General features: G+C 51.3%; 21 protein-coding genes. 13 read left to right on the top strand and 8 right to left on the bottom strand.

Annotated features, from left to right (window positions below; translation table 11 throughout):
- The first annotated feature begins 119 nt into the window (after positions 1-119).
- The gene (locus AADEFJLK_RS07005; RefSeq protein ID WP_103973772.1) at positions 120-626 is read left to right on the top strand and encodes a disulfide bond formation protein B; all 507 of its coding nucleotides are present in this window, start codon (positions 120-122) and stop codon (positions 624-626) included.
- Positions 627-715: 89 nt separating this feature from the next.
- Here AADEFJLK_RS07005 and AADEFJLK_RS07000 read toward each other — a convergent pair whose 3' ends face one another.
- The 7 genes from AADEFJLK_RS07000 to AADEFJLK_RS06970 all read right to left on the bottom strand — a co-directional run bounded on the left by AADEFJLK_RS07000 (position 716) and on the right by AADEFJLK_RS06970 (position 9,250).
- Positions 716-1,786, bottom strand: coding sequence for an aminoglycoside phosphotransferase family protein (locus tag AADEFJLK_RS07000; protein ID WP_170065052.1), 1,071 nt, complete (start codon positions 1,784-1,786; stop codon positions 716-718).
- A 67-nt stretch (positions 1,787-1,853) separates the two neighbouring features.
- The gene (locus tag AADEFJLK_RS06995; RefSeq protein WP_103973771.1) at positions 1,854-2,726 is read right to left on the bottom strand and encodes a DUF3226 domain-containing protein; all 873 of its coding nucleotides are present in this window, start codon (positions 2,724-2,726) and stop codon (positions 1,854-1,856) included.
- Positions 2,726-3,910 (bottom strand): AAA family ATPase, encoded by a 1,185-nt coding sequence (locus AADEFJLK_RS06990; RefSeq protein WP_211299166.1) that lies wholly within the window; start codon positions 3,908-3,910, stop codon positions 2,726-2,728. Before AADEFJLK_RS06990 ends, AADEFJLK_RS06995 begins: the two co-directional genes overlap by 1 nt.
- A 212-nt stretch (positions 3,911-4,122) precedes the next feature.
- Positions 4,123-6,438, bottom strand: coding sequence for a type I DNA topoisomerase (gene topA / locus AADEFJLK_RS06985; protein ID WP_103973769.1), 2,316 nt, complete (start codon positions 6,436-6,438; stop codon positions 4,123-4,125).
- Positions 6,439-6,520: 82 nt separating this feature from the next.
- Positions 6,521-6,988 (bottom strand): Smg family protein, encoded by a 468-nt coding sequence (locus tag AADEFJLK_RS06980; RefSeq protein ID WP_088619921.1) that lies wholly within the window; start codon positions 6,986-6,988, stop codon positions 6,521-6,523.
- 19 nt (positions 6,989-7,007) lie between these two features.
- Entirely contained in the window at positions 7,008-8,060 is a 1,053-nt protein-coding gene (gene dprA / locus AADEFJLK_RS06975; protein WP_088619922.1) for a DNA-processing protein DprA, read from the bottom strand.
- Between the two features lie 53 nt (positions 8,061-8,113).
- The gene (locus AADEFJLK_RS06970) at positions 8,114-9,250 is read right to left on the bottom strand and encodes a LysM peptidoglycan-binding domain-containing protein (protein WP_103973768.1); all 1,137 of its coding nucleotides are present in this window, start codon (positions 9,248-9,250) and stop codon (positions 8,114-8,116) included.
- A 98-nt stretch (positions 9,251-9,348) separates the two neighbouring features.
- Here AADEFJLK_RS06970 and def point away from each other — a divergent pair, with 98 nt between their 5' ends.
- The 12 genes from def to AADEFJLK_RS06905 all read left to right on the top strand — a co-directional run bounded on the left by def (position 9,349) and on the right by AADEFJLK_RS06905 (position 22,022).
- The gene (gene def, locus AADEFJLK_RS06965) at positions 9,349-9,855 is read left to right on the top strand and encodes a peptide deformylase (RefSeq protein ID WP_088619924.1); all 507 of its coding nucleotides are present in this window, start codon (positions 9,349-9,351) and stop codon (positions 9,853-9,855) included.
- A 2-nt stretch (positions 9,856-9,857) separates the two neighbouring features.
- Positions 9,858-10,784, top strand: coding sequence for a methionyl-tRNA formyltransferase (gene fmt, locus AADEFJLK_RS06960; protein ID WP_103973767.1), 927 nt, complete (start codon positions 9,858-9,860; stop codon positions 10,782-10,784).
- On the top strand, positions 10,781-12,067 hold the full coding sequence (gene rsmB, locus AADEFJLK_RS06955) for a 16S rRNA (cytosine(967)-C(5))-methyltransferase RsmB (protein ID WP_103973766.1): 1,287 nt from the start codon (positions 10,781-10,783) through the stop codon (positions 12,065-12,067). Before fmt ends, rsmB begins: the two co-directional genes overlap by 4 nt.
- On the top strand, positions 12,045-12,617 hold the full coding sequence (locus tag AADEFJLK_RS06950; RefSeq protein WP_103973765.1) for a DUF4390 domain-containing protein: 573 nt from the start codon (positions 12,045-12,047) through the stop codon (positions 12,615-12,617). The genes rsmB and AADEFJLK_RS06950 overlap by 23 nt, the downstream gene beginning before the upstream one ends.
- Positions 12,599-14,752, top strand: coding sequence for a sensor histidine kinase (locus AADEFJLK_RS06945; RefSeq protein WP_103973764.1), 2,154 nt, complete (start codon positions 12,599-12,601; stop codon positions 14,750-14,752). Before AADEFJLK_RS06950 ends, AADEFJLK_RS06945 begins: the two co-directional genes overlap by 19 nt.
- A 13-nt stretch (positions 14,753-14,765) precedes the next feature.
- Complete coding sequence (locus tag AADEFJLK_RS06940; protein WP_088619928.1) at positions 14,766-16,130, top strand: sigma-54-dependent transcriptional regulator; 1,365 nt, start codon at positions 14,766-14,768, stop codon at positions 16,128-16,130.
- 119 nt (positions 16,131-16,249) lie between these two features.
- Positions 16,250-16,678: a 50S ribosomal protein L13 gene (gene rplM, locus AADEFJLK_RS06935; protein ID WP_088619929.1), complete on the top strand. Its 429-nt coding sequence runs from the start codon at positions 16,250-16,252 to the stop codon at positions 16,676-16,678.
- Between the two features lie 11 nt (positions 16,679-16,689).
- Complete coding sequence (gene rpsI, locus AADEFJLK_RS06930; RefSeq protein WP_088619930.1) at positions 16,690-17,082, top strand: 30S ribosomal protein S9; 393 nt, start codon at positions 16,690-16,692, stop codon at positions 17,080-17,082.
- 312 nt (positions 17,083-17,394) lie between these two features.
- Entirely contained in the window at positions 17,395-19,380 is a 1,986-nt protein-coding gene (locus AADEFJLK_RS06925) for a CHAT domain-containing protein (protein WP_103973763.1), read from the top strand.
- A complete protein-coding gene (locus AADEFJLK_RS06920; RefSeq protein ID WP_170065051.1) occupies positions 19,367-19,759 on the top strand; it encodes a hypothetical protein in 393 nt (130 codons plus the stop codon). Before AADEFJLK_RS06925 ends, AADEFJLK_RS06920 begins: the two co-directional genes overlap by 14 nt.
- Entirely contained in the window at positions 19,695-21,146 is a 1,452-nt protein-coding gene (locus AADEFJLK_RS06915; RefSeq protein WP_170065050.1) for a tetratricopeptide repeat protein, read from the top strand. Before AADEFJLK_RS06920 ends, AADEFJLK_RS06915 begins: the two co-directional genes overlap by 65 nt.
- Positions 21,147-21,551: 405 nt before the next feature.
- Complete coding sequence (locus AADEFJLK_RS06905; protein WP_103973759.1) at positions 21,552-22,022, top strand: DUF4351 domain-containing protein; 471 nt, start codon at positions 21,552-21,554, stop codon at positions 22,020-22,022.
- Between the two features lie 147 nt (positions 22,023-22,169).
- Here the strand turns inward: AADEFJLK_RS06905 and AADEFJLK_RS06900 are convergent, their stop codons facing one another.
- Positions 22,170-23,012, bottom strand: a complete 843-nt coding sequence (locus tag AADEFJLK_RS06900; protein ID WP_103973758.1) for a 23S rRNA (adenine(2030)-N(6))-methyltransferase RlmJ — start codon at positions 23,010-23,012, stop codon at positions 22,170-22,172.
- Positions 23,013-23,046: the final 34 nt, after the last annotated feature.

The following is a 23,046-nucleotide window of genomic DNA, read 5'->3' as shown; positions in this document are numbered from 1 at the left end:
AAGAGGATTAACAGCAAAGGTTTACCCAGTAGAGACTCCCTTCCCTACCGCAACGGTAGCCGCTTCTGCCACAACGCAGTATTTTAATTTATTCAATCTAAAAGTCAGGTGAATGTCACATGTTGGAGTCATTAAAGTTTAACCCCCGAATCTGGTTTCTGCTGGGTTTTTTGGGCTGCGTGTTTTTGCTGAGTATGGGGGCGTATTTTCAATTGGTTGATGGCTTAGAACCCTGCCCTTTGTGCATTTCCCAACGTATTGCCATTGCGGCGACCGGGCTGTGTTTTCTAGTTGCCGCCCTGCATAACCCTAGCCCCAAAGGCGTGAAAATCTATAGCTTGGTCGGCGCAACACTGGCCTTGTGCGGCGCGGCGGTATCCGCCCGCCATGTCTGGATACAGCATTTACCGCCCGACAAAGTCCCCGAATGTGAACCGCCCTTGGAGTATGTGTTCAATAATTTCCCGCTGACGAAAACGCTGAAACTGATGTTGAACGGCACAGGCGACTGCGCCGAAGTCAATTGGCAACTGTTAGGCCTGAGTATGCCCGCCTGGACATTAGTGGCGTTCTTGCTGTTGGCGACCTTAAGTGTGCTGCAAATTTGGAATAACAAAGCGGAGTGATAGGCAAGCATTGGGAGCGCGGGCATCTTGCCCGCAAGAGCGGGCAAGATGCCCGCGCTCCCAGCCTCCCTTCCCAAGCGATAAGCCGCCTATATCGGCAACGCCGCAAACGCATCCAAATCCTCAACCGCCGTCGCCGTGCGGCGGATCAATTCCAGATTACTGGCGGTCGGCATCATATCGCCCACCGCCAAAGTCACCACCATCGCCTCAAACGCATACACCAAATGCGCCCGATAGCGTCCGTTAAGCTGCCCGCTATCGACATCGGTAATCCCGTGGCTGTGCAATTGCTGGGCATAACGGGCTAATAGCCCGGTTTCGCATAAGCGGCGCTGCTCAGGTTCTAAAGCCGTCGCCAAAAAATACGCCACATCGCTGACCCCTTCGCCGATACGCACCAATTGCCAATCTAACAGCCCCGCCTGATGTTGCTGCCAAAACAAATTGCCCGGATGGCAATCATGATGCACCAGCGTTTGCGGTAAGGCCGACAAAAACCGCATGGCGCGGCGGCGGTTGCGGGCGTAATGCAACGCCGCCTGATGCAGCCCGACCGGCACCGCCGCACCAGAACGCCGTAAGCCCTGTTGCATCAGCGGCACCGCCAGCACCGTCCCTAAATGGTCTTCCACCTGCCGCACCCTGCCCGCCAACCAACGGTAACGCGGCACCGTGCCGTGCTGATGCCAAAAACGCGCATGAAACCGCGCCAGACCATCAACCACCAAGCCCGCCTGCGCCGCCGACAACACATCATGCGGCTCGCCCGGCAACGCCCCGTGTTCCTCAATATCAGCCAGCACCAAGATAGAACCCAAACCCCAACGGCTCTGCGCCGCCAAACACACAGGCAAAGCAATCGGCACTGCTTTGGCAAGTTCTTGGTAAAAACGGATTTCGGTTTCGAGTAACTGCGGCAACGCGGTGATAAACCGCGCCCGCCATGCTAAAGACGGCAATTTGACAAACCAACGGCGCGGCAACGCCGTCTCGGCGTGATAGGTGACGGCCAAACGTATCCGCGTGGTCGTACCCACCTCGACAGAGACAAGGTCAACCTGGGTCACTAGGGTATGGGGTTCGTGCAACTTAACAACACGCTGCGCCCAAGCCACCGTCAGGTCTTCGGGTTGGCTAACAACAATGTTTTGTGGCATTTTAAAAGAAAAATCCGATGTGGCTTGATAGACTCAGGAATACGGCTTAGGCTTCAGGGTACTACGCTTATGTAAGAGCCATGAATTTTTTCATAAAATCGGCAAATAAAGCAACAGCGGCATTATTTGCAAAGGTAGAATCGGTAATCAATTTAGCTTGATCAAGAATGGCACTCATCGGGCTACCCGGTTTTTTACGCTGTCCGGCACAGGTGATAATGGCTTTTTTGCGTTTGCCCATTTCAGCGATAGGGTCTTTTTTACCCCTCCCATCTACATCCCATTGAAACGCACTATCAACAAACGCGCCAGCATCTGCCATTAACTGCTGGCGGTCAACTTCAAACATAGGCAACAACACATCTTCAAGCGTTCCTTGATGCGCACTTGCCCCCCAAATATAGGCGGCTTTATCACCCGCAACGGCACCAAACGGATTGTTTGGCAAAACGTCCCATTCACCAAAAGTCCATGACGGTTCGTCATCAATAACCGCAAAATCCTGCTTTATTTTTTTGAACCATGCTGCCGCCCCCACATCATCGGCATCATACAAAAATAAATAGCTTGCTTGCCTGACCACAGCCGTGGCTTGCCCCGGAAAAACTTGGCACTGTTTAAACAAGGTCAAAAATTTACCCAGCAACTCTTTCACCTTAGCAACTTGCGTGCTGCCGCCGCTATTAAAAAGCAGTATCATGTCCTGGTCTTTTTGCCAGACACTATCCGGCAAAAAGAATTTACGCGCCATATCCAAACTCAAATCTTGTGCCGCATAGTTTTTCACACTGGTGCTAAACAATTGGTTAAACGGCGCCGGATGCTCGCTAAATTTCCATTGTGTCCGGGTAAACCCCAAGCAGACTTTAAGAACCTGCTGCACAAAGGCAATATCATGCGCCCCTTCACAAAACACCAGCAGGGCGTTCACTTCGCCCATTATTTAGCTCTCCGCAAATCCACATCGCCTGCCTCCAAGAGTTTTTTAAATTCCGGCCCAGTAAACTCCCTAGCGACAATATCAGCGCCTTGGCACACCAGGGTATGAAAAGCAAAATCCTGAATATCAGGCACATTTTCCACAAACGCATCCACACATTCTTTGCTATGGCTGGTCAGAAAAACCTGGACGTTAAATTCTATCGACAAAGTATGGATAAATTGGCAAAACTTGCCAATCAGCTCAACATGAATGGCATTTTCAAACTCATCAATTAACACAATGCCATTTTGGGCAGAAGCAAACAGCAGGGAAATAAAGAAAATACGCTGCAAACCCTCGCCATATTCCATCAAATCCAAAGCATTGTCATAATCGCTATCCGTCACCAAAAAACGTTGCCATTCATCGACCAAACGAATATCACTGATACCCGGCACAACATCACGCCGGATAAATTCAAAAATCTTCGGCAAGGCTTTGGATTGGGTGCTCTTATGGTAAAAAGCCGCATACCGGTGCGGCTCGTTAAGGAAAAAAGGGCTGCTAAATACTGCCGGACATAATAATTTGATTGATGCGGCCTTAGATTCCCTATCACGCCCCTTAAAGAGGCGCGTTGATGATGCCTGATGAATATCTGCAAAAATGGCGGTTAATTCCACGCTTTGTAAATAACGGGACCGGTCGATTTCCAGACTGTCTTCTTCGTAATGGCGCATCGCGACAGACGTATCCTGATTATCAAAACGGGCTTTTAGCGCAAAAGATTCGGGCAATTGCTGCAAGAACCATTCAGGATTCAACTTGTCTTCCGAGACTTTTCCGCGCCGACGGATAACTTCCAATAACCCGCCAAAATCATTTTGCTTAGACAGTAAGTAAACCGCTTCCAACAAAGTGGTTTTTCCTGAATTATTAATCCCTGTAAAAAGATTAATACGCGCTATTTTAGTGATTTTAAGGTTATGGAATTTCTTATAATGACACAGTTCCAATTCCGTAAAATGCCGATCAATTCGGCCATGAAAAACCGTTTTTTGCTCAACCCCAGAAAAACCAGCCACTGTAGACTTATCGATAATACCTTGTAAACGGTTTAAGGCATTTTCCAATTCGGGCAAGTTTTGAGGCTGGATAGCCATTTGCGCCAATACATCGACATTTTTGGTGATTAACTGCACAAGGGCTTCTTGTATATCACGAAAACGAAAACCCAAACCACTAACCGGAAGAGCCGCGCTATCATCTATGTCCAATTGGTGCAATCGCCGGATCACACTAGCTAGATTACTGATAATAATATGTTGTCTCTGCCGATGAGAATGGCCGTCCGCCCAACTTAAAAGCGTAAATATGGCTTTGGATAAAGGTTTGGACATAATCTACGCCCTCCTCACTTAGGCCCCTCAGCATCCGCCGGATCCCCTTCATAAGGCGTGGCATATTTACAATCCTTCTGCGGACACACTTTTTCCGCGCCATTGCGCTTAGTCACTTTCACCGTCAAGATCGGCCATTCGCAAGTCGGGCAGCTTTCCTTAAGCGGCGCGTTCCACAACGCGTAGCTGCATTTAGGGTAGCCTGAGCAAGAATAAAACACTTTACCGTTACGCGATTTGCGTTTCAGCAAACTGCCTGTTTTACATTGCGGGCATTCGACATGGGTATCTAAAGGTTTTTCCAGCGGCTCGATGTGGCGGCATTTCGGATACCCGCTACAGCCGATAAACTTGCCATATTTGCCAGCTTTCAGCACCAAAGGCGAGGCGCATTCAGGACAGACCCGACCTTCGACCACCTCAGCGGCTTTCTCGGTGCTATCCCCGTCATCACCCAAATTGCGGGTGTACGAACATTCGGGATACTGGGTGCAACCGATAAACCGTCCGTTGCGGCCTAGGCGTATTGACAGCGGGCTAGCGCAGTCGGGGCATTTTTCGTCAATGGCTTCTTGGGTAATGTCTTTGCGCTGGACGCTGCCCTCTTTTTCGGTGATTAAGGACGTAAACGGCTGCCAAAATGCCCGCATCAGCGGAATCCAGTCTTTTTCCCCGCGTGACACCGCATCCAACTCATCTTCCAGATTGGCGGTAAAGTCGTAATCGACGTATTTGGTGAAATGCTCGGTCAAAAAGCGGTTGACGATACGCCCGACATCGGTCGGATAAAAGCGCTTAGTGTCTAAGGTGACGTATTCGCGGTTTTGCAGCGTCGAGATAATCGTCGAATAGGTAGAAGGTCGGCCTATGCCGTACTCTTCCAAGGATTTAACGAGGCTGGCCTCGCCATAGCGCGGCGGCGGCTCGGTAAAATGCTGGTCGGCAATCACATCGTTAAGCGGCACGGGGCGGCCTTCCTGCATAGTCGGCAGAAAGCTTTCCTTATCGTCACCTTCGTTGCTGTCGTCCTTGCCTTCCAGATAGACGGTCATAAACCCAGGGATGGCGATAGACGAACCCGTCGCCCGAAAAACATGCTGGCCCGCCGCACAGCTTAAATCCACGGCAATGCGGTTCAGCGTGGCATGGATCATCTGGCAAGCAATGGTGCGCTTCCAAATCAGCTCATACAGTTTAAACTGCTCGGCATTGAGATAATTTTTTATTGACGCGGGCAAACGGCGGATAGAGGTAGGGCGGATCGCTTCGTGGGCTTCTTGGGCGTTTTTCGATTTAGTCTTAAATAGCCGGGGTTCCGGCGGCACATTGTCCGCGCCATAGTTTTCGGCAATCAAAGCGCGGATGTCTTGCACGGCATCTTCGGACAAATTGACCGAATCGGTACGCATGTAAGTAATCAGCCCCTCGGTGTCGCCCCCGATGTCGATACCCTCATAAAGCTGCTGGGCGACCATCATGGTGCGCTTGGTGGTAAAGCCCAGTTTCCGCGCCGCTTCCTGTTGCAATGTCGAGGTGATGAACGGCGGGGCTGGGTGGCGTTTTTGTTGCTTTTTTTCCAGCTTGGTGACTAACAACTGCCCGTCAGCGGCCTCTATCAGCACTTGCCTGACCTGCTCGGCGCGGTCTTGGTCGGTGATGCTGAATTGGCTGATTTTCTCGCCGCCAAACTGGATCAATTTGGCCTTAAAGTGCTGCTCGTCGGCAGTCAGCGCGGCATTCAACGTCCAATATTCGCGGCTTTTGAAAGCCTCAATCTCCAGTTCACGCTCGACAATCAGCCGTAACGCCGGGCTTTGCACACGGCCTGCCGATAGCCCCCGGCGGATTTTTTTCCACAATAACGGCGACAAATTAAAGCCGACCAGATAATCCAAAGCGCGGCGGGCTTGCTGGGCATTAATCAGATTAGTCGCCAGCTTACCCGGATGGGCAATGGCTTCGGTCACGGCCTTTTTGGTAATCTCATGGAACACCACCCGATGCACGGGTTTGTCTTTAAGCAATTTTTTATCGTTGAGCAGTTCATATAAATGCCAAGAAATGGCCTCACCTTCCCTATCCGGGTCAGTCGCCAGATACAGAGTGTCGGCGGCTTTTAAGGCCTTGCTGATCGCCAAAACATGCTTCTGGTTACGCTCAATGACTTCGTATTTCATGGCAAAGTCATGTTCTGGGTCAACAGCGCCCTCTTTAGGCACCAGATCGCGGACATGACCATAAGAAGCCAAGACGTGAAAATCCTTGCCCAAGTATTTTTCAATGGTCTTTGCTTTAGCGGGCGATTCTACGATGACAAGATGCTTGCTCATTTAATTAAAATCTACAGTAAAAGGGGTCGTATCCTCTAGGCCAAGAGGTTGGGATAAGGCAGGCGGATTTGACTACGCGCGTTTAGTGCAGATAAGTCGGCACTAAGTCATAGACAATATCTTCCATTCGGGAAAAAGCAATTTCTTCGTTCGGTTGGCTAAGCAATACCATCAGCACAATCCACTTGAGCTTTTCCATTGAAATTTCCTCATTTTCCAAGGCCATCGCCCTATCAATGACAATCTCGCGGTTAGCCGGGGTCAAAATGCCGTTATGTTCTAAGAACATAATCAGATTGCGGCACTCAATATCCAGCTTGGCTTGCTCTTCGGCGCAGAAAATGCGGAACGCCACCGACGCGCTCGGCTTAATCGCCCGTTGCAAACTGAGCGACTCCAGCCAATCAAACGCCTTGCTCACCTCACAGGATTCAAAGCCCGCTTCCTCAAGTTCGACTTTGATGACATCGCTATCAGGAAGAATCTCCACTTCATCTTCCATATAGTTCTCAAATAAATACATCAGGACATCAAAAATATTTTCTTTCATGGTTCGCTTAAGGTTTGGATTATTTTATTCTTGTATAGAAACCGCCAGCGGTCGCTTCTACATATCCTTGCAGTTCTAAAATGAGTAGCATTGAGGAGATAATTTCAACCGATAAACCTGCATTTTCGACTAGATTATCAATGGAAGTTGGGCTGAACATGACTAGATTCAATAATGTTTGTTGCTCCAGGTCAAGCATTGTTTGTGGTTGGACTTGTGAATAATTCACATCTTGTTGAATATATTGATGTAATTCTTCAAGAATATCTTGCGTTGTTTCGACAAGCTTTGCACCTTGACGGATCAGGGCATTGCAGCCCCGCGCCAAAGGATTATGGATGGATCCGGGGATGGCGAAAACCTCACGGTTTTGTTCCAAGGCCATTCTGGCCGTAATCAACGAGCCGCTTTGTTTGGCCGCCTCCACCACCAGCAAACCTTGGCACAAACCGCTGATGATACGGTTACGGCGCGGAAAATGGTTGGCCATTGCCGTCGTGCCGGGCGGAAACTCCGACACCATCGCCCCGGTGTTGACAATCTGGGTTGCCAAGTCCTTATGCTTAGCGGGATAAACCCTATCCAAACCCGTACCCGCCACCGCAATAGTATAGCCTTGGGCGTGCAAAGCCCCTTCGTGGCTAGCGGCATCAATCCCCAAAGCCAAGCCGCTGGTGACGACAAAACCGGCTTGGCACAGGGCTTTGGCAAATTCAAAAGCGGTGGCTTTGCCCAATTGCGACGGGTTGCGGCTACCCACTATCGCTAATTGCGGCAACGCCAACAGTTCCGGCTTACCGCGCACGAACAGCAACGGCGGCGGGTCGGCAATTTCTTGCAATTGCGCCGGATAGCCGGCATCCGCCAAGGTCAAGACGCTGTTATTAGGTTGGGCCAGCCAAGCCAAATCTTGCTCGACCACCGCCCAATCCGGCTTTCTGATCGCATCAACCACACTGTTTTTTAAGCCCAGCGCCGACAACGCTTGGTAAGACTCGGCAAACACCTGCTCTGGCGTGTGGGTCGCCAATAACTTAAGGTACGTCCGGCAACCCACCCCCGGCACACGCAACAGCGCCAGCCAGTAGCGGATACCGTCATCATCAGTGGGTGCGCTTAGCAGGCTCAGGGGGTCTTCGCTTTGTCTAAGACATGGATGGCCTGGGTGGCTTTCATCACCAAGGCATAGCTGACGCGGTCAAAAGCCCGGAACACCATCAGCACACCGGCTTTTTCATCAGGCAACTTCACCGTATCGTTTTTAATCGGGCTAAGGGCATCGACTATCACCTTACCTCTTTGGTAAATCTCCAACTCATGCCCCACTTGCAAACCGTCTTTCTCGCCCTTGTCAATGACCACCGTATTATACAGGCCGATTTGTGTCACCCCGCCTTGGACACTAATGATATTGGTGCTAATCTTTTTTGCGGGCGGCCTAGGGAAATAATTTAAGGCGATATCCGCTTCGGGATTCGGCATCAGGCGGTCGCCATAGCGAATCTCTGTGTTCATCCGTTTAATCATCAACGTAGCGGGATCACCTGCCTGTAACAAATCGGTATCGGCGACATATTGCGCCTCATAGCCCAAAATCTCACCTGTTTCGGGATTTTTATAAACCTCGCCAGGGCGGTAAATGGTATAACCCATTTGCGTACCTTTCGGAATCGAACGGACATAGACTTTATCACCCACCCCCGCGACCAGATGCTCGCCTGCCACATCAATCACATAAGGGGAACCAGCCAGCTCATCCATACCGACTACCCGTGGTGTCGTCAGGTATTGCATAATCTTACTGTTCGGGATGAGCTTAATGGCCTGCGCCAGATTAGTGGCGCGAATGCACGGCATCAGCTTACCGTCAGCAGTGACCGGAAATTGGGTACGCCCTTGTTTAGGGTCATCTTCGTTCAGGACACAGGTCGACTGGATATTCAACTCGCCGCCAGACTGGCCGGGATCAATATAATCGGGGCCTCTGACCAGATTGACCTGCGGCGTGCCATTGACCATGGCAAAATAAATGGTATCTCCAGGATAGATAAGGTCAGGATTGCGGATTTGGCTATTGTAACGCCATAATTCGGGCCATTGCGACGGATGCTGTAAGAATTTGCCGGATATATCCCATAAGGTATCGCCATGCACGACGGTATATTGGTCAGGATGGGCGGGATTGATTTGTAACTGATCGGCGCACACATTCATGCTGATAATCGCCGTAAGAAACAATCCTGAAAATTTACGATAAGCCATAGTGGTTCCTGCGGGAGTCTTTTTTAGTGTGTTTGAATTCAAAGTTTAGATGAATTCGGATAGAATTCCAGTATTCAATTATTATAGTGGAGAGTTTGTTGAGTATTCTAACTATTCTCGAGTTTCCCGACGAGCGTTTACGCAAAAAAGCGGCGCTTGTCGGGAAAATCGACCAAAACATCAAAAAACTTGTCGATGACATGTTAGAGACCATGTATGCAGCGAAAGGGATCGGCTTGGCCGCCACCCAAGTCAATGTGCATCAACGGGTCATCGTCATAGACCTGAGTGAAGAAAAAAATGCCCCCCTCTGCCTGATTAACCCGCAGATTATCGAAAAAAACGGGGTTGAGGAATCGGAAGAAGGCTGTTTGTCCGTGCCGAGCTTTTACGAAAAAGTCCAACGCGCCGAGCATATTATCGTCAGAGCGTTAGACCGCGAAGGCCGCGAGTTTACGCTGGAAGCCCGCGAACTGCTGGCGGTGTGCATACAGCACGAAATGGACCATCTCGAAGGCAAGCTTTTCGTCGACTACCTATCGCCGTTAAAACGCCAACGAATTAAAAAGAAACTGGAAAAGCTTCATAAACTGGAAAAAACTTAAGCATGAAAATTATTTTTGCCGGAACCCCCGACTTTGCCGTGCCCAGCCTGCAAATGCTGCTCACTTCGGGGCATGAAGTCTGCGCCGTCTACACCCAGCCGGACCGCCCGGCAGGCCGTGGCCGCCACCTCCAACCCAGCCCCGTCAAACAAGTGGCGGTGACCGCCGACATTCCGGTGTTGCAACCCTTAAACTTTAAAGCAGACGCAGACCTGCAACAGCTACGCCGTTTTAACGCCGATCTGATGGTCGTGGTCGCCTACGGCATCATTTTGCCGCAGACCGTGCTGGATGCGCCGAAATGGGGTTGCCTGAATGTCCACGGCTCCTTATTGCCGCGCTGGCGCGGCGCGGCCCCTATCCAACGCGCCGTCATGGCGGGCGACGGGGAAACCGGAGTGACCATCATTAAGCTTGTCCTTAAACTGGACGCAGGCGACATGCTGCATAAAGAAGTCTGCACCATTAGCGAGGCCGACACCTCCAGCGACCTCCACGACCGTTTAGCGGCCTTGGGTGCGGTGGGGCTGGGCAAAGTCTTGGCACAACTCGAACAAGGCACGGTACACGCCGAGCCGCAAGACGAAGCCTTGGTCACTTATGCCGAAAAACTCGACAAAAGCGAAGCGCTCATTGATTGGACGCAGGCCGCTACCGCCATCGCCTGTAAAGTGCGCGGCCTGAACGCTTGGCCCGTGGCGCAAACCCTATACCGTGGCGAAATGCTGCGCATCTGGCGTGCCGAAGCCCTTGAGGACAATACCGGCACCGCCCTTCCGGGCGCGGTCGTCTGCGCCCACAAACAATTGGACATCATGACCGGAAACGGTAAATTACGTTTGTTAGAAGTGCAGTTGCCGGGTGGCAAACGCATGGCTGTTGAGGCCTTTCTCAACGCGCACGATCTTAACGGGGTAATACTGGGTTGAGTACCAATACACGCGCCATCGCCGCACGGGTGCTTGCCAATGTCATGGACAACGGACAGTCATTAACGGTAAGCCTTGATAACACCTTAGCCAGCGTCGCGTCGCACCAAGACCGCGCCTTTATCCAAATGCTCTGCTACGGGGTCTGTAGGCATTATCACCAACTTGATGCCCTCTTAGACGAATTGGCGACCAAACCCCTAAAAGACGTGGAAATTAAAGCCCTGGCCCTCATCGGCCTATACCAGCTTAAATTTATGCGCGTCAAGCCCCATGCCGCCGTTTCCGAGACCGTCTATGCCATCCGCAAGAAAACATGGGCCAAGGGCTTAATTAACGCCTTGCTGAGGACATACCTGCGCGAGACCGAACGCCTGGAAGCCCTTACCGCCGATAAGGCGCACAGCCACCCCGACTGGCTGCTTAAGCGCATCCGCCAAGATTGGCCGGAGCAAGCCGAACAGATACTCTTGGCGAACAACCGGCAAGCCCCAATGGCACTGCGCATCAACCGCCTTAAGACCGACAGCGACACCTACCAACAGCACTTGGCAGAACGCGGCCTCGCTGCCGACACCGTCAGCTTTTGCCCTTCCGCCCTGGTACTGGACAAAGCCGTGGCGGTTGACGAATTGCCCGACTTTGCCAGCGGCGCCGTGTCGGTGCAAGACACCGCCGCACAATTGGCGGCAGGCTTATTAGACCTCCAGCCTGGGCAACGGGTATTGGATGTCTGCGCCGCCCCTGGCGGTAAAACCGCGCATATCCTCGAACAGCAGCCGCAACTGCAAGCCCTGACCGCCGTCGACATTGATACCGCCCGTTTACAACGGGTCGCCGCCAACCTGCACCGCCTCGGCTTATCGGCAACCTTGGTAAGCGGCGATGCCGCCCATCCGCAGAGCTGGTGGGACGGGCAACCGTTCGACCGTATCCTATTGGACGCGCCCTGCTCGGCAACAGGCGTCATCCGCCGCCACCCTGACATTAAGCTATTGCGCCGCGCCGAAGACATTAGCGCCTTGCAAACCCTGCAACAGCGCATCCTTAACGCCATCTGGCCGTTACTGGCCCAGGGCGGGCTGTTACTTTACGCCACCTGCTCAGTGCTCAAGCAAGAAAACGAACAGCAAATCCAAGCATTCCTAGCCAGCCATGCGGATGCCGAAGAACTGCCCTGCCCTGAAGACGGCTGGGGCATAGCGGCCAATGTCGGGCGGCAAATCTTAACTGGCGAGTCAGGCATGGACGGCTTTTATTATGCCCGCTTGCGTAAGATTTAAGGGCTGGCTGGCATGGCTAGTCCTGCTATGCTTAGTATCACCACCGCTTTGGGCAGACTGTTGCTCCGCCAGCGTCAAAAACGCCGAGCTGATCCGTCATGGCCAAAGCTACCTGCTCAACGCCGAAGTTAACTACCAACTCAGCGCCAAGGCCTTGGAAGCCCTGCAAAACGGCGTACCGTTATTTTGGGAAATCGAGCTGCAAATCCGACAACCCCGCGCTTTCCTCTGGGCAAAAACGGTGGCGCAAGCGCAGATCCGCTACCGCCTGCAATACCACGCCTTACTCAACCTCTACCGTGTCGATAACGAAAGCGCCGGCGTGGTGGCGAATGTCTCATCATTAGCCGCCGCTTTTGACTTAATGGCCAATGTGACCAACTTCCACCTTACCGACAATGCCGACTTTGCCCCAACACCGGACACCGTCGCGGCCATTAAAGTCGTGTTTGACCGCAACGCCCTGCCCCTGCCTTTACGGCCAGTGGCTTACCTCAATCAGCAATGGTACTTATCCAGTGATTGGAGCTTATGGCCGCTAAAAAACTGAAACTGCCGCTCAACCTGTCGGCCTTCGTCATGTCCGGGCTGATTTTGCTGTCTTTACAGCTGATGAGTTCAGCCACTCAAGAATCTTCGCAACTGGGCGAAATGTATTCTTGGCTACTGCTGATGAACGCCATCGGCTCAGCGGCCTTACTGTCGTTGGTCGGGGCAAACATCTACACTCTGACCAAGCAACTGAAAAAACGCGAGGCCGGCTCTAGGTTGACCACGCGCATGGTGTCCTTGTTTGTGCTGCTGGCCCTAGCCCCGGCCGCCATCGTGTTTTATTTCTCCATGCAGTTCCTCCATCAAGGCATAGACAGTTGGTTTAACGTCGAAATCGACCGTGCGATGGAAGACTCGCTGGAACTCAGCCAAGCCTCCTTAGACCAACGGATGCGCTGGCATTTGAAACAGACCCAACAACTGGTAGCGTCGCTGGAATTTTCACCCAACCCCCAACTGACCACCGAAGTGGACCATTTACGCGAATTGTCGGGAGCGGCGGAAATGACCCTATTCTCGCAACCCGGCACCATCCTCGCCTCCAGCAGTAACAGCCCCAGCGACATTCTGCCCAGCTTGCCCGATAAATACATCTGGATACAATTGCGCCAACAGCATTCCGATTTTGTCGCCGTCACCCCTATCCGCGACGACGAACTGATGATCCGCGTCATCGTCAAAATCCAAGCCGCGCAACCGTTGTACCTGCAAGCACTGTATCCCGTACCCGTACGCATTGCCGATTTGGCCGACTCGGTGGAGTTTGCCTTTGTCCGCTACCAGGAAATGAGCTTCTTACGGCACTCCCTAAAACTCAGTTTTTCGCTGGCCTTATCGCTGGTGCTGTTAATGAGCTTGCTGGCGGCGATTTGGGTCGCCTTCATCAGCATCCGCCATATTACCGCCCCCGTCAAAGCCTTGGTAAAAGGCACCAAAGCTGTCGCCTTGGGCAATTATGACCAACAACTGCCCGTTATGGCACAAGACGACTTGGGCTTTTTGGTCGAATCTTTTAACGACATGACCCAACGCATCGCCCGTGCCAGCTACGAAACCCGCATGGCGGGCTTTGAAGTGGAAAACCAACGCGCCTACCTGGAAACCATCCTCGCCAACCTGACCGCCGGCGTCATCAGCTTTGATGCCGACTTTAAAATCCGCACCGCCAACCAAGCCGCGTACCGTATTTTCCGTATCCAAGTTAACTACTGCATAGGCTACACCTTACTGGAACTGGCCGACACCAGCGCCGAACTGGCCGAACCGCTCAAATCCATCCAACGCCTATTGGGGCAGGCCGACGACATTTGGGAGCAACGCCTCGCCTTTTTAGGCGCTAATGGCCGCCAAGAACTGCTCTGCCGGGGTACGCCGCTGTTTAGCCAAGACGGCTTACGCGTCGGCGCGGTCGTGGTCTTCGATGATGTCACCGACCTGATCCAAGCGCAAAAAAATGCCGCTTGGGGCGAAGTGGCGCGACGCTTGGCGCACGAAATCAAAAATCCGCTCACCCCCATCCAATTGTCGGCGGAACGCCTCCAGCATAAGCTAGCGGACAAATTGTCCGAAAGCGACGCCACTATTTTAAAACGATCCACCACTACCATTGTCCAACAGGTCGAGGCCATGAAGGAAATGGTCGATGATTTTTCCGAATACGCCAAACCCTCCAAAAAACAGACCGTCGCCATTGACCTGCCGCGCTTAGTACAAGAAGTGTTGGCCTTGTATGTCCTTAAATCTGGCGTAAAATTCAAAGCCAACTATGAAGCGGCGGCAGGCTTGTTTATCGAAGGCGACCCCATCAGTATCCGGCAAGTGCTGCACAACCTGATCAAAAATGCCCTAGAGGCCATAGAGACACAAGGTCTGATTGAAATTAACCTGCACCGCGTACAAAAAAACAGCACCGATTTTATCGAAATCGCCCTGTATGATGACGGCCCAGGCATAAAAGAAGAACAAATCGAAAAGATTTTTGAGCCTTACGTCACCACCAAAGCCAAAGGTACCGGCTTAGGGTTGGCAATCGTCAAAAAAATTATCGAAGAACACGGTGGCGCGATCTGGATAGATACGCGCCGAAAAGTGGGCGCAGGATTTATCATCCAACTGCCAGCCTGTAACGCATAAAAAGAAGGTCATGATGGACATACAGACACCCCGTTTATTAGTCGTCGACGACGAACCGGAGATCCGCCGCCTCGTTAGCGAAATCCTTGAAGATGAAGGCTACGAAGTTACTATGGCGGAAGATGCCGGCACCGCCCGGCAACTTAAGGCCGCCACCAACCCTGACCTGATCCTGCTGGACATTTGGATGCCCGACACCGACGGCATTACCCTGCTCAAAGAATGGGTGGCAGAAGACACCCTCACCTGCCCCGTGGTGATGATGTCCGGGCACGGTTCGGTGGAGTCCGCCGTCGAAGCGACCCGCTTGGGTGCTTATGACTACCTGGAAAAGCCCCTGTCCATGGCAAAACTGCTGCTGATCGTCGAACGCGCCTTAGAAGCAGGCTATTTGCAACACGAAAACGCCGGGCTTAGACAGGGCGCGGCCATAGACATAGAACCCGTCGGCAGAAGCGCCGCCGTCGCCCGCACCAAAGACCAACTGAAACGCTTGGCGCAACATGATGCCCGCGTCCTGTTCGTCGGCGAAGCGGGTACAGGCAAAGAGCTGTACGCACGCTTTCTGCACAATAACAGCGCCCACCGCGATGGCCCGTTTATTGATGTTGCGGTGGGCAGCATCTCCCCGGAAAACTCTGCTGTCGAATTTTTCGGCAAAGAGTGCGGCGGCAAAGTCTATCCGGGCTTATTGGAACGCGCCCATAAAGGCACCTTGTTCTTGGGCGAAATTGCCGGCATGGATAAAGAAACCCAACTGCGCCTGCTCAGTGCCCTAGAGTCCAGCTCTTTCCTGCGGGTCGGCGGCAGCGAAGCCGTGCGCGTTGATGTCCGGGTTGTCGCCTCCACGCGCATCAGCTTGGACGAAGAGGTCAAATCCGGCCGCTTCCGGCAAGACCTCTACTACCTGCTAAATGAAGTCACCATCGAAATTCCGCCGCTGCGCACCCACAGTGAAGATGTGCCTGCCCTGCTGGGCTTTTACGTCGATTATTTCGTCAACCAAGACAAGCTGGCGTTCCGGCGTTTTTCGATGGCCGCGCAAAACTTCTTGCGTAATTACGGCTGGCGCGGTAATGTGCGCGAACTAAAGAACTTGGTGCAACGGCTAATGATATTAGGCGTTGGTGAAGATATTGAATTGGAAGAGGTCAAATCTGCCCTAGGCACGGTCATGGGTGACATCGGCGGCACCGCCTCGTCAGTGCCGGACTTTTTCAACCTGCCGCTGAAAGAAGCCCGCGACCATTTTGAAAAAGCCTATCTGGAATACCACTTCGAGCGCACCGGCGGCAGCGTCGCCAAACTCTCTGCCGCCGTCGGCATGGAGCGCACCCATCTCTACCGCAAACTTCATTCCTTAAACATCAAACTCTAGGAACCACGGCTGATTAAACGTAGCTGGACTTATTTTTACAAATAAACGTTGTAAATACCCGTAATGTCCAGTAAAATTGTCAGTCTTTTATTGAGGCTTTACAGAAAGACTAAGTAACGATGAAAACATTCAGTGCAAAACCAGCAGAAGTAAAACGCGATTGGTACGTGGTCGATGCAGAAGGAAAGACGCTAGGTCGCCTTGCTTCTGAGATTGCACGTCGTCTTCGCGGCAAACATAAACCAGAATTCACACCCCATGTCGATACCGGCGATTATATCATCGTCGTCAATGTCGAAAAGATAGGTGTCACCGGAACTAAAGAAAAAGATAAGCTGTATCAGCATCATACAGGCTATATCGGCAATCTTAAGACCGTCAGCTTAGGTAAGTTAAGAAAAACATTCCCAGACCGCATTCTTACGACTGCTGTTAAAGGCATGTTACCTAAAAATCCACTAGGCCGCGCAATGTTCAAAAAGCTTAAAGTTTACGCAGGCCCAGAACATGAACATCAGGCACAACAGCCTAAAGTTTTAGAATTATAAGCGAGTAAACCATGGCAGCAGCTCAGTATTACGGAACAGGTCGTCGTAAAAGTGCCGTAGCGCGCGTTTACGCAACAAAAGGTACCGGAAAAATCACCGTCAACGCTAAAGCGATTGAAGAATACTTTGGCCGTAAAACCGACCAGATGGTATCCCGTCAACCTTTAGAGTGCGTTGATATGGTCGGCAATTTTGACATCAACGTCCTTGTTAAAGGCGGTGGTCCATCAGGCCAGGCAGGTGCTATCCGTCAAGGCTTGACACGCGCCTTAATGGAATACGACGAAACTTTACGCCCAGCCTTACGCAAAGCAGGTTATGTAACCCGCGACTCGCGTGTTGTTGAACGTAAAAAAGTCGGCTTGCACAAAGCGAGAAAACGTCCACAGTACTCAAAACGTTAATCTTAACCCCGGTTACGGTAACGTTGAAAAAGCCCGCATTATTGATAATGCGGGCTTTTTTTATGGGCGGGGTTTTCATAAAGCCAGCTCCTCCCTTCAACAAATGCCACCACAAAGATGACTGAAGAACTGGCGAATGGCTGAGCCTTACTTAACCGCACATAATATACCGACTAACAAAGCTAATATACCAACTTAAAGACAGACACGCAGGGCATAGTAGCGAGAAAGCAAAAAAAATTTCTTACCTTAGCCACTCAAATCTTCTTTTACTTTAAGATAAAAGCCCCCTCCTAAGGTCTGCCCTTCCAAATGAAAACCCTACGCATAGAAGTCTTTAACGCCAGTTCCAGCCTTGCGCAATTGCGGTTTTTTGCGGATGACAATCCCCTGCCCCGCATCCGCGATGTAGCTCCTGCCGAATTAACTGACTTTATCGAACGCAGCCAAACGCATTACCAAGACGGGCTGTCCTTGCAAGCCTTGGGCAAAGAACTGTTTGATTGGCTGCATGGTAAGGAAGGCTATTTGGACGGTTATAGCCAAGATACCGTGTTGTACATCCCTAGCAGTCCCCTAGGTGAGGTCGCGTGGGAGTTGCTGCACAATGGCGGGTATTTATGCGCCAACCTGCACCACCCGTTTACCCCCTTGCGCCGGGTCTCGACCAGAGAAAACCCAGTCCAGCCGAAAAACCGCCCCTTGCGCTTGTTGTTTATGGCGAGTTCGCCGGAAGATGTCCGGCCCTTGCTCCAGTTTGAACAGGAAGAGGCGTTAATCTTAACCGCCACCCGCGCCAGTAATTTGGAGTTGGTGGTGGAAGAAAGCGGCTCTTTGGAAGGCTTAAGCGAGCGCATCAGTTATGGGGATGCTAATGATAGCTTTGATGTCGTCCATATCACCGGCCATGCCGATATTGTTAATGATCAGCCGGTGTTTTTATTGGAAGACGAGTTCGGCCAAGCCCAGCTTGCCGATGCCGATGCTATTGCCGGGGTTTTTAGCCGACACGGGCGGTTTCCGCGTTTGCTGTTCCTGTCCGGTTGCAATACCGCGCAAGCCAGCACCAAGGCCTTGCCCAGCTTATGCGAAGCTTTGGTGTCGGCGGGTGTGCCAGCGGTGTTGGGTTGGGCTAAGCCTGTGGGTGATTTAATCGCCAGTTTTACCGCCCAAGAGCTGTATCAACGCCTGGCGGAGGGTGTGGAACTGGGGCGGGCGGTCAGTTTGACCCGCCAAGCACTGTACCGCGAAGAACAACGTATCCTGCAAACAGACCCCACTTATAAGCCGCAATGGCATTTATTGCGCTTTTATAGCGACGACACGCCGTTGACCGCCTTAGCACTTAAGGGTAAGCGGCGGGCAATGCCGGAAATCCGCCAAGAGTTTTTGGATAATAACGTCAAGGTCGAAGTCTGCCCGCGCGAGGCGTTTGTTGGTCGGCGGCGGCTGTTGCAACAGGCGGTGCGGATTCTGCGTAGCCTTCAAGGTGAAGAGAATTACGCCGAGGGCATTATCCTGACGGGTATGGGCGGCTTGGGAAAAAGTAGCTTAGCGGTGCGTATATGCCAACACTTGGAACATGACCTGCCGTTGCGCTTTATTGCCAGCGGCAAAATGGATGAAGCGGTGTTGCGCAACCTGCTCGGCAACAACCTGCCCAAACATACTGCTACCATTAATGACATCCTTAACCAGCCGCAAGCCCTAACATTACGCCTGCGCCAACTCTTTGGGCAATTTCCCGAATTTGATGCCGCGCTGTTTGTGTTTGATGATTTTGAGCAGAACTTCCGTGTCGATGATTATCAGAACGTAGACCCTATCGCTTATGGGATCATCATCGCCTTACTGGCCGCTATCCGGCAAACGGGTTCGCCCAGCCGTGTCCTTATCACCAGCCGTTATGCGGTGACAGTAAGCTCCCCGTTACGGCTGGCCGACATTGCCTTAAGCTCCTTCCAAGGCAAGAAAACCGCTGCCTTACGCTTAAGCTATTTGCCGCCTAAGCCGGACACCACGACGCTGGCGCAAGAGCAACAGGCGATTCAGCTGGCCGCTGGCAACCCGCGCTTATTGGAACGCCTTTATCAAGTGGTGGCGGCTAAGTTGGATACGGACGCGCTGTTTGCGCAATTGGCGGAAAAACAAGCCGAGTTTCGGGAAGAACTGTTGCTGGCAACTTTATTGAGCTACCAAAACGCCGCTACCCGCCAACTCATCGCCAGCTTGGCATTGTTTGAGGTATTTATCCCTAAAACGGTCTTGGCGACGGGTGCTGGATTTGCCGGATTTTGAAGCACATTTAAACGCGGCACTGGCGGTAGGGTTGGTGGAAACTTCGGCGGCGGGATATTTTGTCTCGCGTTTGTTGCTGCCGTTGCTGGCGGATATTTTGGATTTGGAGAAACAACAGGCGGTTTATCGCTTGGCGGCGCAGTGCTTGTATGCGTTGTGGTGGGAGAATGATTATGCCATTCGCCTTGAAGAGCATTCGGAACTAAGCCGAATCATCAAACTGAGTGGGCAACTGCATATTTATTCGCAAGTAACTGGGGTTCTGGCTAATCGCTTATATAAGCAGTGCCGTTATGATGAAGCAAAAGTCTTGTATGAAACCCTGTTGCCGATACGCCAAGCGTTGGGCGACAGAAAAGCCGAGAGCTTGGTTTATTAACCAAATGGCGATGATTCAGGATTTGCGGGGCGATTATGCAACAGCCTTGGCTTATTATGAACAAGCCCTGCCCATTACCCGCGAACTCGGCGACAAACAAGGCGAAGGCGCGACCCTCAACAACATTTCCCAAATCTACAAAGTGCAAGGCGACTACGGCACCGCCTTACGTTACTTAGAACAAGCGCTGCAAATCCAACAAGCCATCGGCGACAAACAAGGCGAAGGTGCGACCCTCAACAACATTTCCCAAATCTACAAAGTGCAAGGCGACTACGGCACCGCCTTGCACTACTTGGAGCAAGCGTTGCAAATCCAACAAGCCATCGGCGACAAACAAGGCGAAGGATCTGCACTCAACAACATTTCCCAAATCTACGATGCGCAAGGCGACTACGGCACCGCCTTGCGTTACCTGGAACAATCCCTGCAAATCCGGCAAGCCATCGGCGACAAACAAGGCGAAGGCGTAACCCTCAACAACATTTCCCAAATCTACAAGGCTCAAGGCGACTACGGCACCGCCTTACGCTACTTGGAGCAATCACTACAAATCCGGCAAGCCATCGGCGACAAACAAGGCGAAGGCGCGACTCTCAATAACCTTGCCATGACTGCACATGCCCAAGGCGACTACGGTATCGCCTTGCGCTACTTGGAACAATCCCTGCAAATCCGGCAAGCCATCGGCGACAAACAAGGCGAAGGCGTGACCCTCAATAATATTTCCCAAATCTACGCTACCCAAGGCGACTACGACACCGCCTTGCGTTACCTGGAACAATCGCTGAAAATCCAGAAAGACATCGGAAATACAACTGGAGAATGTTCAACTTTGTTTAATATAGGGCATATTTATTGGCAAAATGACAAACAACGACAAGCTTTAAATACTTGGTTAAAAGCTTACTATATTGCCAAACACATTGATTTAGCGCAAGCGTTACAAGCTTTAGGTCAATTAGCTATTGTAGAGTATCTCCTAGAGCATTTTTCCAGTGGTTTTTTGGAGATCGCTGGATCTAGTGTTTTTCTTTTTCTAGCTAAAACAATCATTCAAAAAATAAATAATAACGACACAAAAGAATCGCCAAAAGAAAAAAAGCTAGCTTCCGTTGAATCAGATAAATCAAAAACACAATCACTCGAAAGTTTTTTTAAAGAGAACATTACTAACAACAAACCTATTGAGGATAAACCAATGAACCTACCACAACGATTTCAAACGAGCCTTGAAAATTCAAAGCAAATCGAAATACAGGTTACTCTCAAAAAAGAAAGTCCTACAAAAATAGAAGAAGAAGAAGAAGCATATTTATTCAAATATGACAGCGAGAACAATACGCAAGAAGAATATACATTCAAGCGCATAAAGCATAAAGCATAAAGCATAAAGCATAAAGCATAAAGCATAAAGCATAAAGCATAAAGCATAAAGCATAAAGCATAAAGCATAAAGCATAAATACCATACTAGCGCAATAATAAAAGCAACAAAAACAACCGCGTAACATTGAAAATCACTTATACTAAAAAACTGCTGATTGTAGCGGATTATGGGGTGTGTTAAAAAAGCCATGCAATTGATTTTGTTTTAAAAATTAGTATGCCGCACAATCAAAAATAGGACAATTATCCTGTAATAACGCGCTAAAATCCTATCCAGAAAAACAAATGCCCTCAGATTGACGGCGCAATTAATACATAACCAATTGATTTAATTTGATATAAATAAATTTTTAGCTACCCCATAATCCGGTACAATCAGCCATAACCCGGTCGCCAGCGCCTTGATGGCGAAGATAGCGATAGACCCGAAAGACCGGCCACGGGTGAAGGCCGAATGTTTGCGGCTGTTGGTGACGCTCAGGCTCGACCCCGCCCGCAGCCGCTTTATATCGGGCTTTATCGACACTTATTTGTGTTTGCGGCAGGAAGAGCTACAAGTTTTTGACCATTTGATCCATACTGAATTTTTACCCACCGAACAGGAGCAAGCGATGGAACTGACGACCAGCTGGAAAGAAGAAGGCATTCAACTCGGTATCCAACAAGGCATTGAGCAAGGTATAGAGCAAGGCCTCAAACAAGGTTTTCATCAGGGCGAATATCACGCGCTCAAACGCCTGTTAACCCGCCGCTTCCAAACCCTGCCCGACGAGGTGCTGGCCCGTATCGAAGCGGCCCCCATAGAACAACTGGAGCAATGGCTGGACAACACCTTGGATGCCGCCACTTTAGAAGACGTGTTCCGCAGCCATTAAACGACGCACAGACAGACCAGCCTGACTGTTGGGCTAAACGCGAGCTTGTAAAGCCCTCGGCAAAGGCTAAAGACCTTTGCATCCCACTGGATAAATGCTGAACGGAGTGCAATGGTCTTCAGCCATTGCACGATATAGCTTTTTGCACTACGCCCCCGCCAAAACCTCCACCCGATACCCGCCTGTCCCCTCGTCCCCCAACATCTGCGCCAACCAAGGCACGGCCTCGGCCATATTCGCCGCCAATGTCCACGGCGGATTAATGACGATCATACCGCAAGCCGTCATACCCGGCGTTTCCGAGTCCGGTTTTACCGCCAGTTCAAACAAGTGCATATCGGCAATGCCCGTGCGTTGTAATGCCCGTTCTAAAAGCTGGTTGCGGCGGCGACTGACGACCGGATACCACAGCGCGTAAGTGCCTGTGGCAAAACGCTTGTGCATTTTCACTAAAGTATCCACCACTTGCCCGTAGTCGGTTTTTAGCTCATAAGACGGGTCGATCAACACCAAACCGCGCCGCTCGTGCGGCGGCAACAGGCCGTAGGCGAGTTTTAGGCCATCATCCGGGTAGACGGTGATGCGGCGGTCTTTGCTGGTCGTCTTCTGCAAAATACGCTGTTCGGTGGGGTGCAGTTCGTATAGGCACAGGCGGTCTTGGGGGCGCAACAGGGTTCTGGCGAACCACGGCGAGCCAGGATAGTGGGTCAGTGTGGGACTGGTGTTGTATTGTTTGATCAACTGCACATAATCAGTGATACAGGCGGGATAATTGCTGCCCTGCCATAAGCGGCCTATACCGTCGTCGAATTCGCGGTTTTGCTGGGCGTAATCGCTGGTTAAGGTATAGTCACCCGGCCCCGCGTGGGTGTCGATATAGCAAAAAGCTTTGTCTTTTTGTCCCAAATAACGCAAGCAGTGGACTAAAACAGTATGTTTGAGGACATCGGCAAAATTGCCGGCATGGAAGGCGTGGCGGTAGCTAAGCATGATTAGGGATAAGCAAAAGGGCTAAATGAAAAAA

This window comes from Methylovulum psychrotolerans (assembly GCF_002923755.1).
Classification (GTDB): domain Bacteria; phylum Pseudomonadota; class Gammaproteobacteria; order Methylococcales; family Methylomonadaceae; genus Methylovulum; species Methylovulum psychrotolerans.
The sequence above is the reverse complement of the archived record's forward strand: the minus strand, read 5'-3'. Positions and strand labels throughout refer to the sequence as shown.

Excerpts from the sequence above, each read along its gene's own strand:
- AADEFJLK_RS07005 (WP_103973772.1), top strand. The coding sequence starts at position 120 with ATGTTGGAGTCATTAAAGTTTAACCCCCGAATCTGGTTTCTGCTGGGT.
- AADEFJLK_RS07000 (WP_170065052.1), bottom strand. The coding sequence starts at position 1,786 with ATGCCACAAAACATTGTTGTTAGCCAACCCGAAGACCTGACGGTGGCT.
- AADEFJLK_RS06995 (WP_103973771.1), bottom strand. The coding sequence starts at position 2,726 with ATGGGCGAAGTGAACGCCCTGCTGGTGTTTTGTGAAGGGGCGCATGAT.
- topA (WP_103973769.1), bottom strand. The coding sequence starts at position 6,438 with ATGAGCAAGCATCTTGTCATCGTAGAATCGCCCGCTAAAGCAAAGACC.
- AADEFJLK_RS06980 (WP_088619921.1), bottom strand. The coding sequence starts at position 6,988 with ATGAAAGAAAATATTTTTGATGTCCTGATGTATTTATTTGAGAACTAT.
- AADEFJLK_RS06970 (WP_103973768.1), bottom strand. The coding sequence starts at position 9,250 with ATGGCTTATCGTAAATTTTCAGGATTGTTTCTTACGGCGATTATCAGC.
- fmt (WP_103973767.1), top strand. The coding sequence starts at position 9,858 with ATGAAAATTATTTTTGCCGGAACCCCCGACTTTGCCGTGCCCAGCCTG.
- AADEFJLK_RS06950 (WP_103973765.1), top strand. The coding sequence starts at position 12,045 with ATGCCCGCTTGCGTAAGATTTAAGGGCTGGCTGGCATGGCTAGTCCTG.
- AADEFJLK_RS06945 (WP_103973764.1), top strand. The coding sequence starts at position 12,599 with ATGGCCGCTAAAAAACTGAAACTGCCGCTCAACCTGTCGGCCTTCGTC.
- AADEFJLK_RS06940 (WP_088619928.1), top strand. The coding sequence starts at position 14,766 with ATGGACATACAGACACCCCGTTTATTAGTCGTCGACGACGAACCGGAG.
- rplM (WP_088619929.1), top strand. The coding sequence starts at position 16,250 with ATGAAAACATTCAGTGCAAAACCAGCAGAAGTAAAACGCGATTGGTAC.
- rpsI (WP_088619930.1), top strand. The coding sequence starts at position 16,690 with ATGGCAGCAGCTCAGTATTACGGAACAGGTCGTCGTAAAAGTGCCGTA.
- AADEFJLK_RS06925 (WP_103973763.1), top strand. The coding sequence starts at position 17,395 with ATGAAAACCCTACGCATAGAAGTCTTTAACGCCAGTTCCAGCCTTGCG.
- AADEFJLK_RS06915 (WP_170065050.1), top strand. The coding sequence starts at position 19,695 with ATGAAACCCTGTTGCCGATACGCCAAGCGTTGGGCGACAGAAAAGCCG.
- AADEFJLK_RS06905 (WP_103973759.1), top strand. The coding sequence starts at position 21,552 with ATGGCGAAGATAGCGATAGACCCGAAAGACCGGCCACGGGTGAAGGCC.
- AADEFJLK_RS06900 (WP_103973758.1), bottom strand. The coding sequence starts at position 23,012 with ATGCTTAGCTACCGCCACGCCTTCCATGCCGGCAATTTTGCCGATGTC.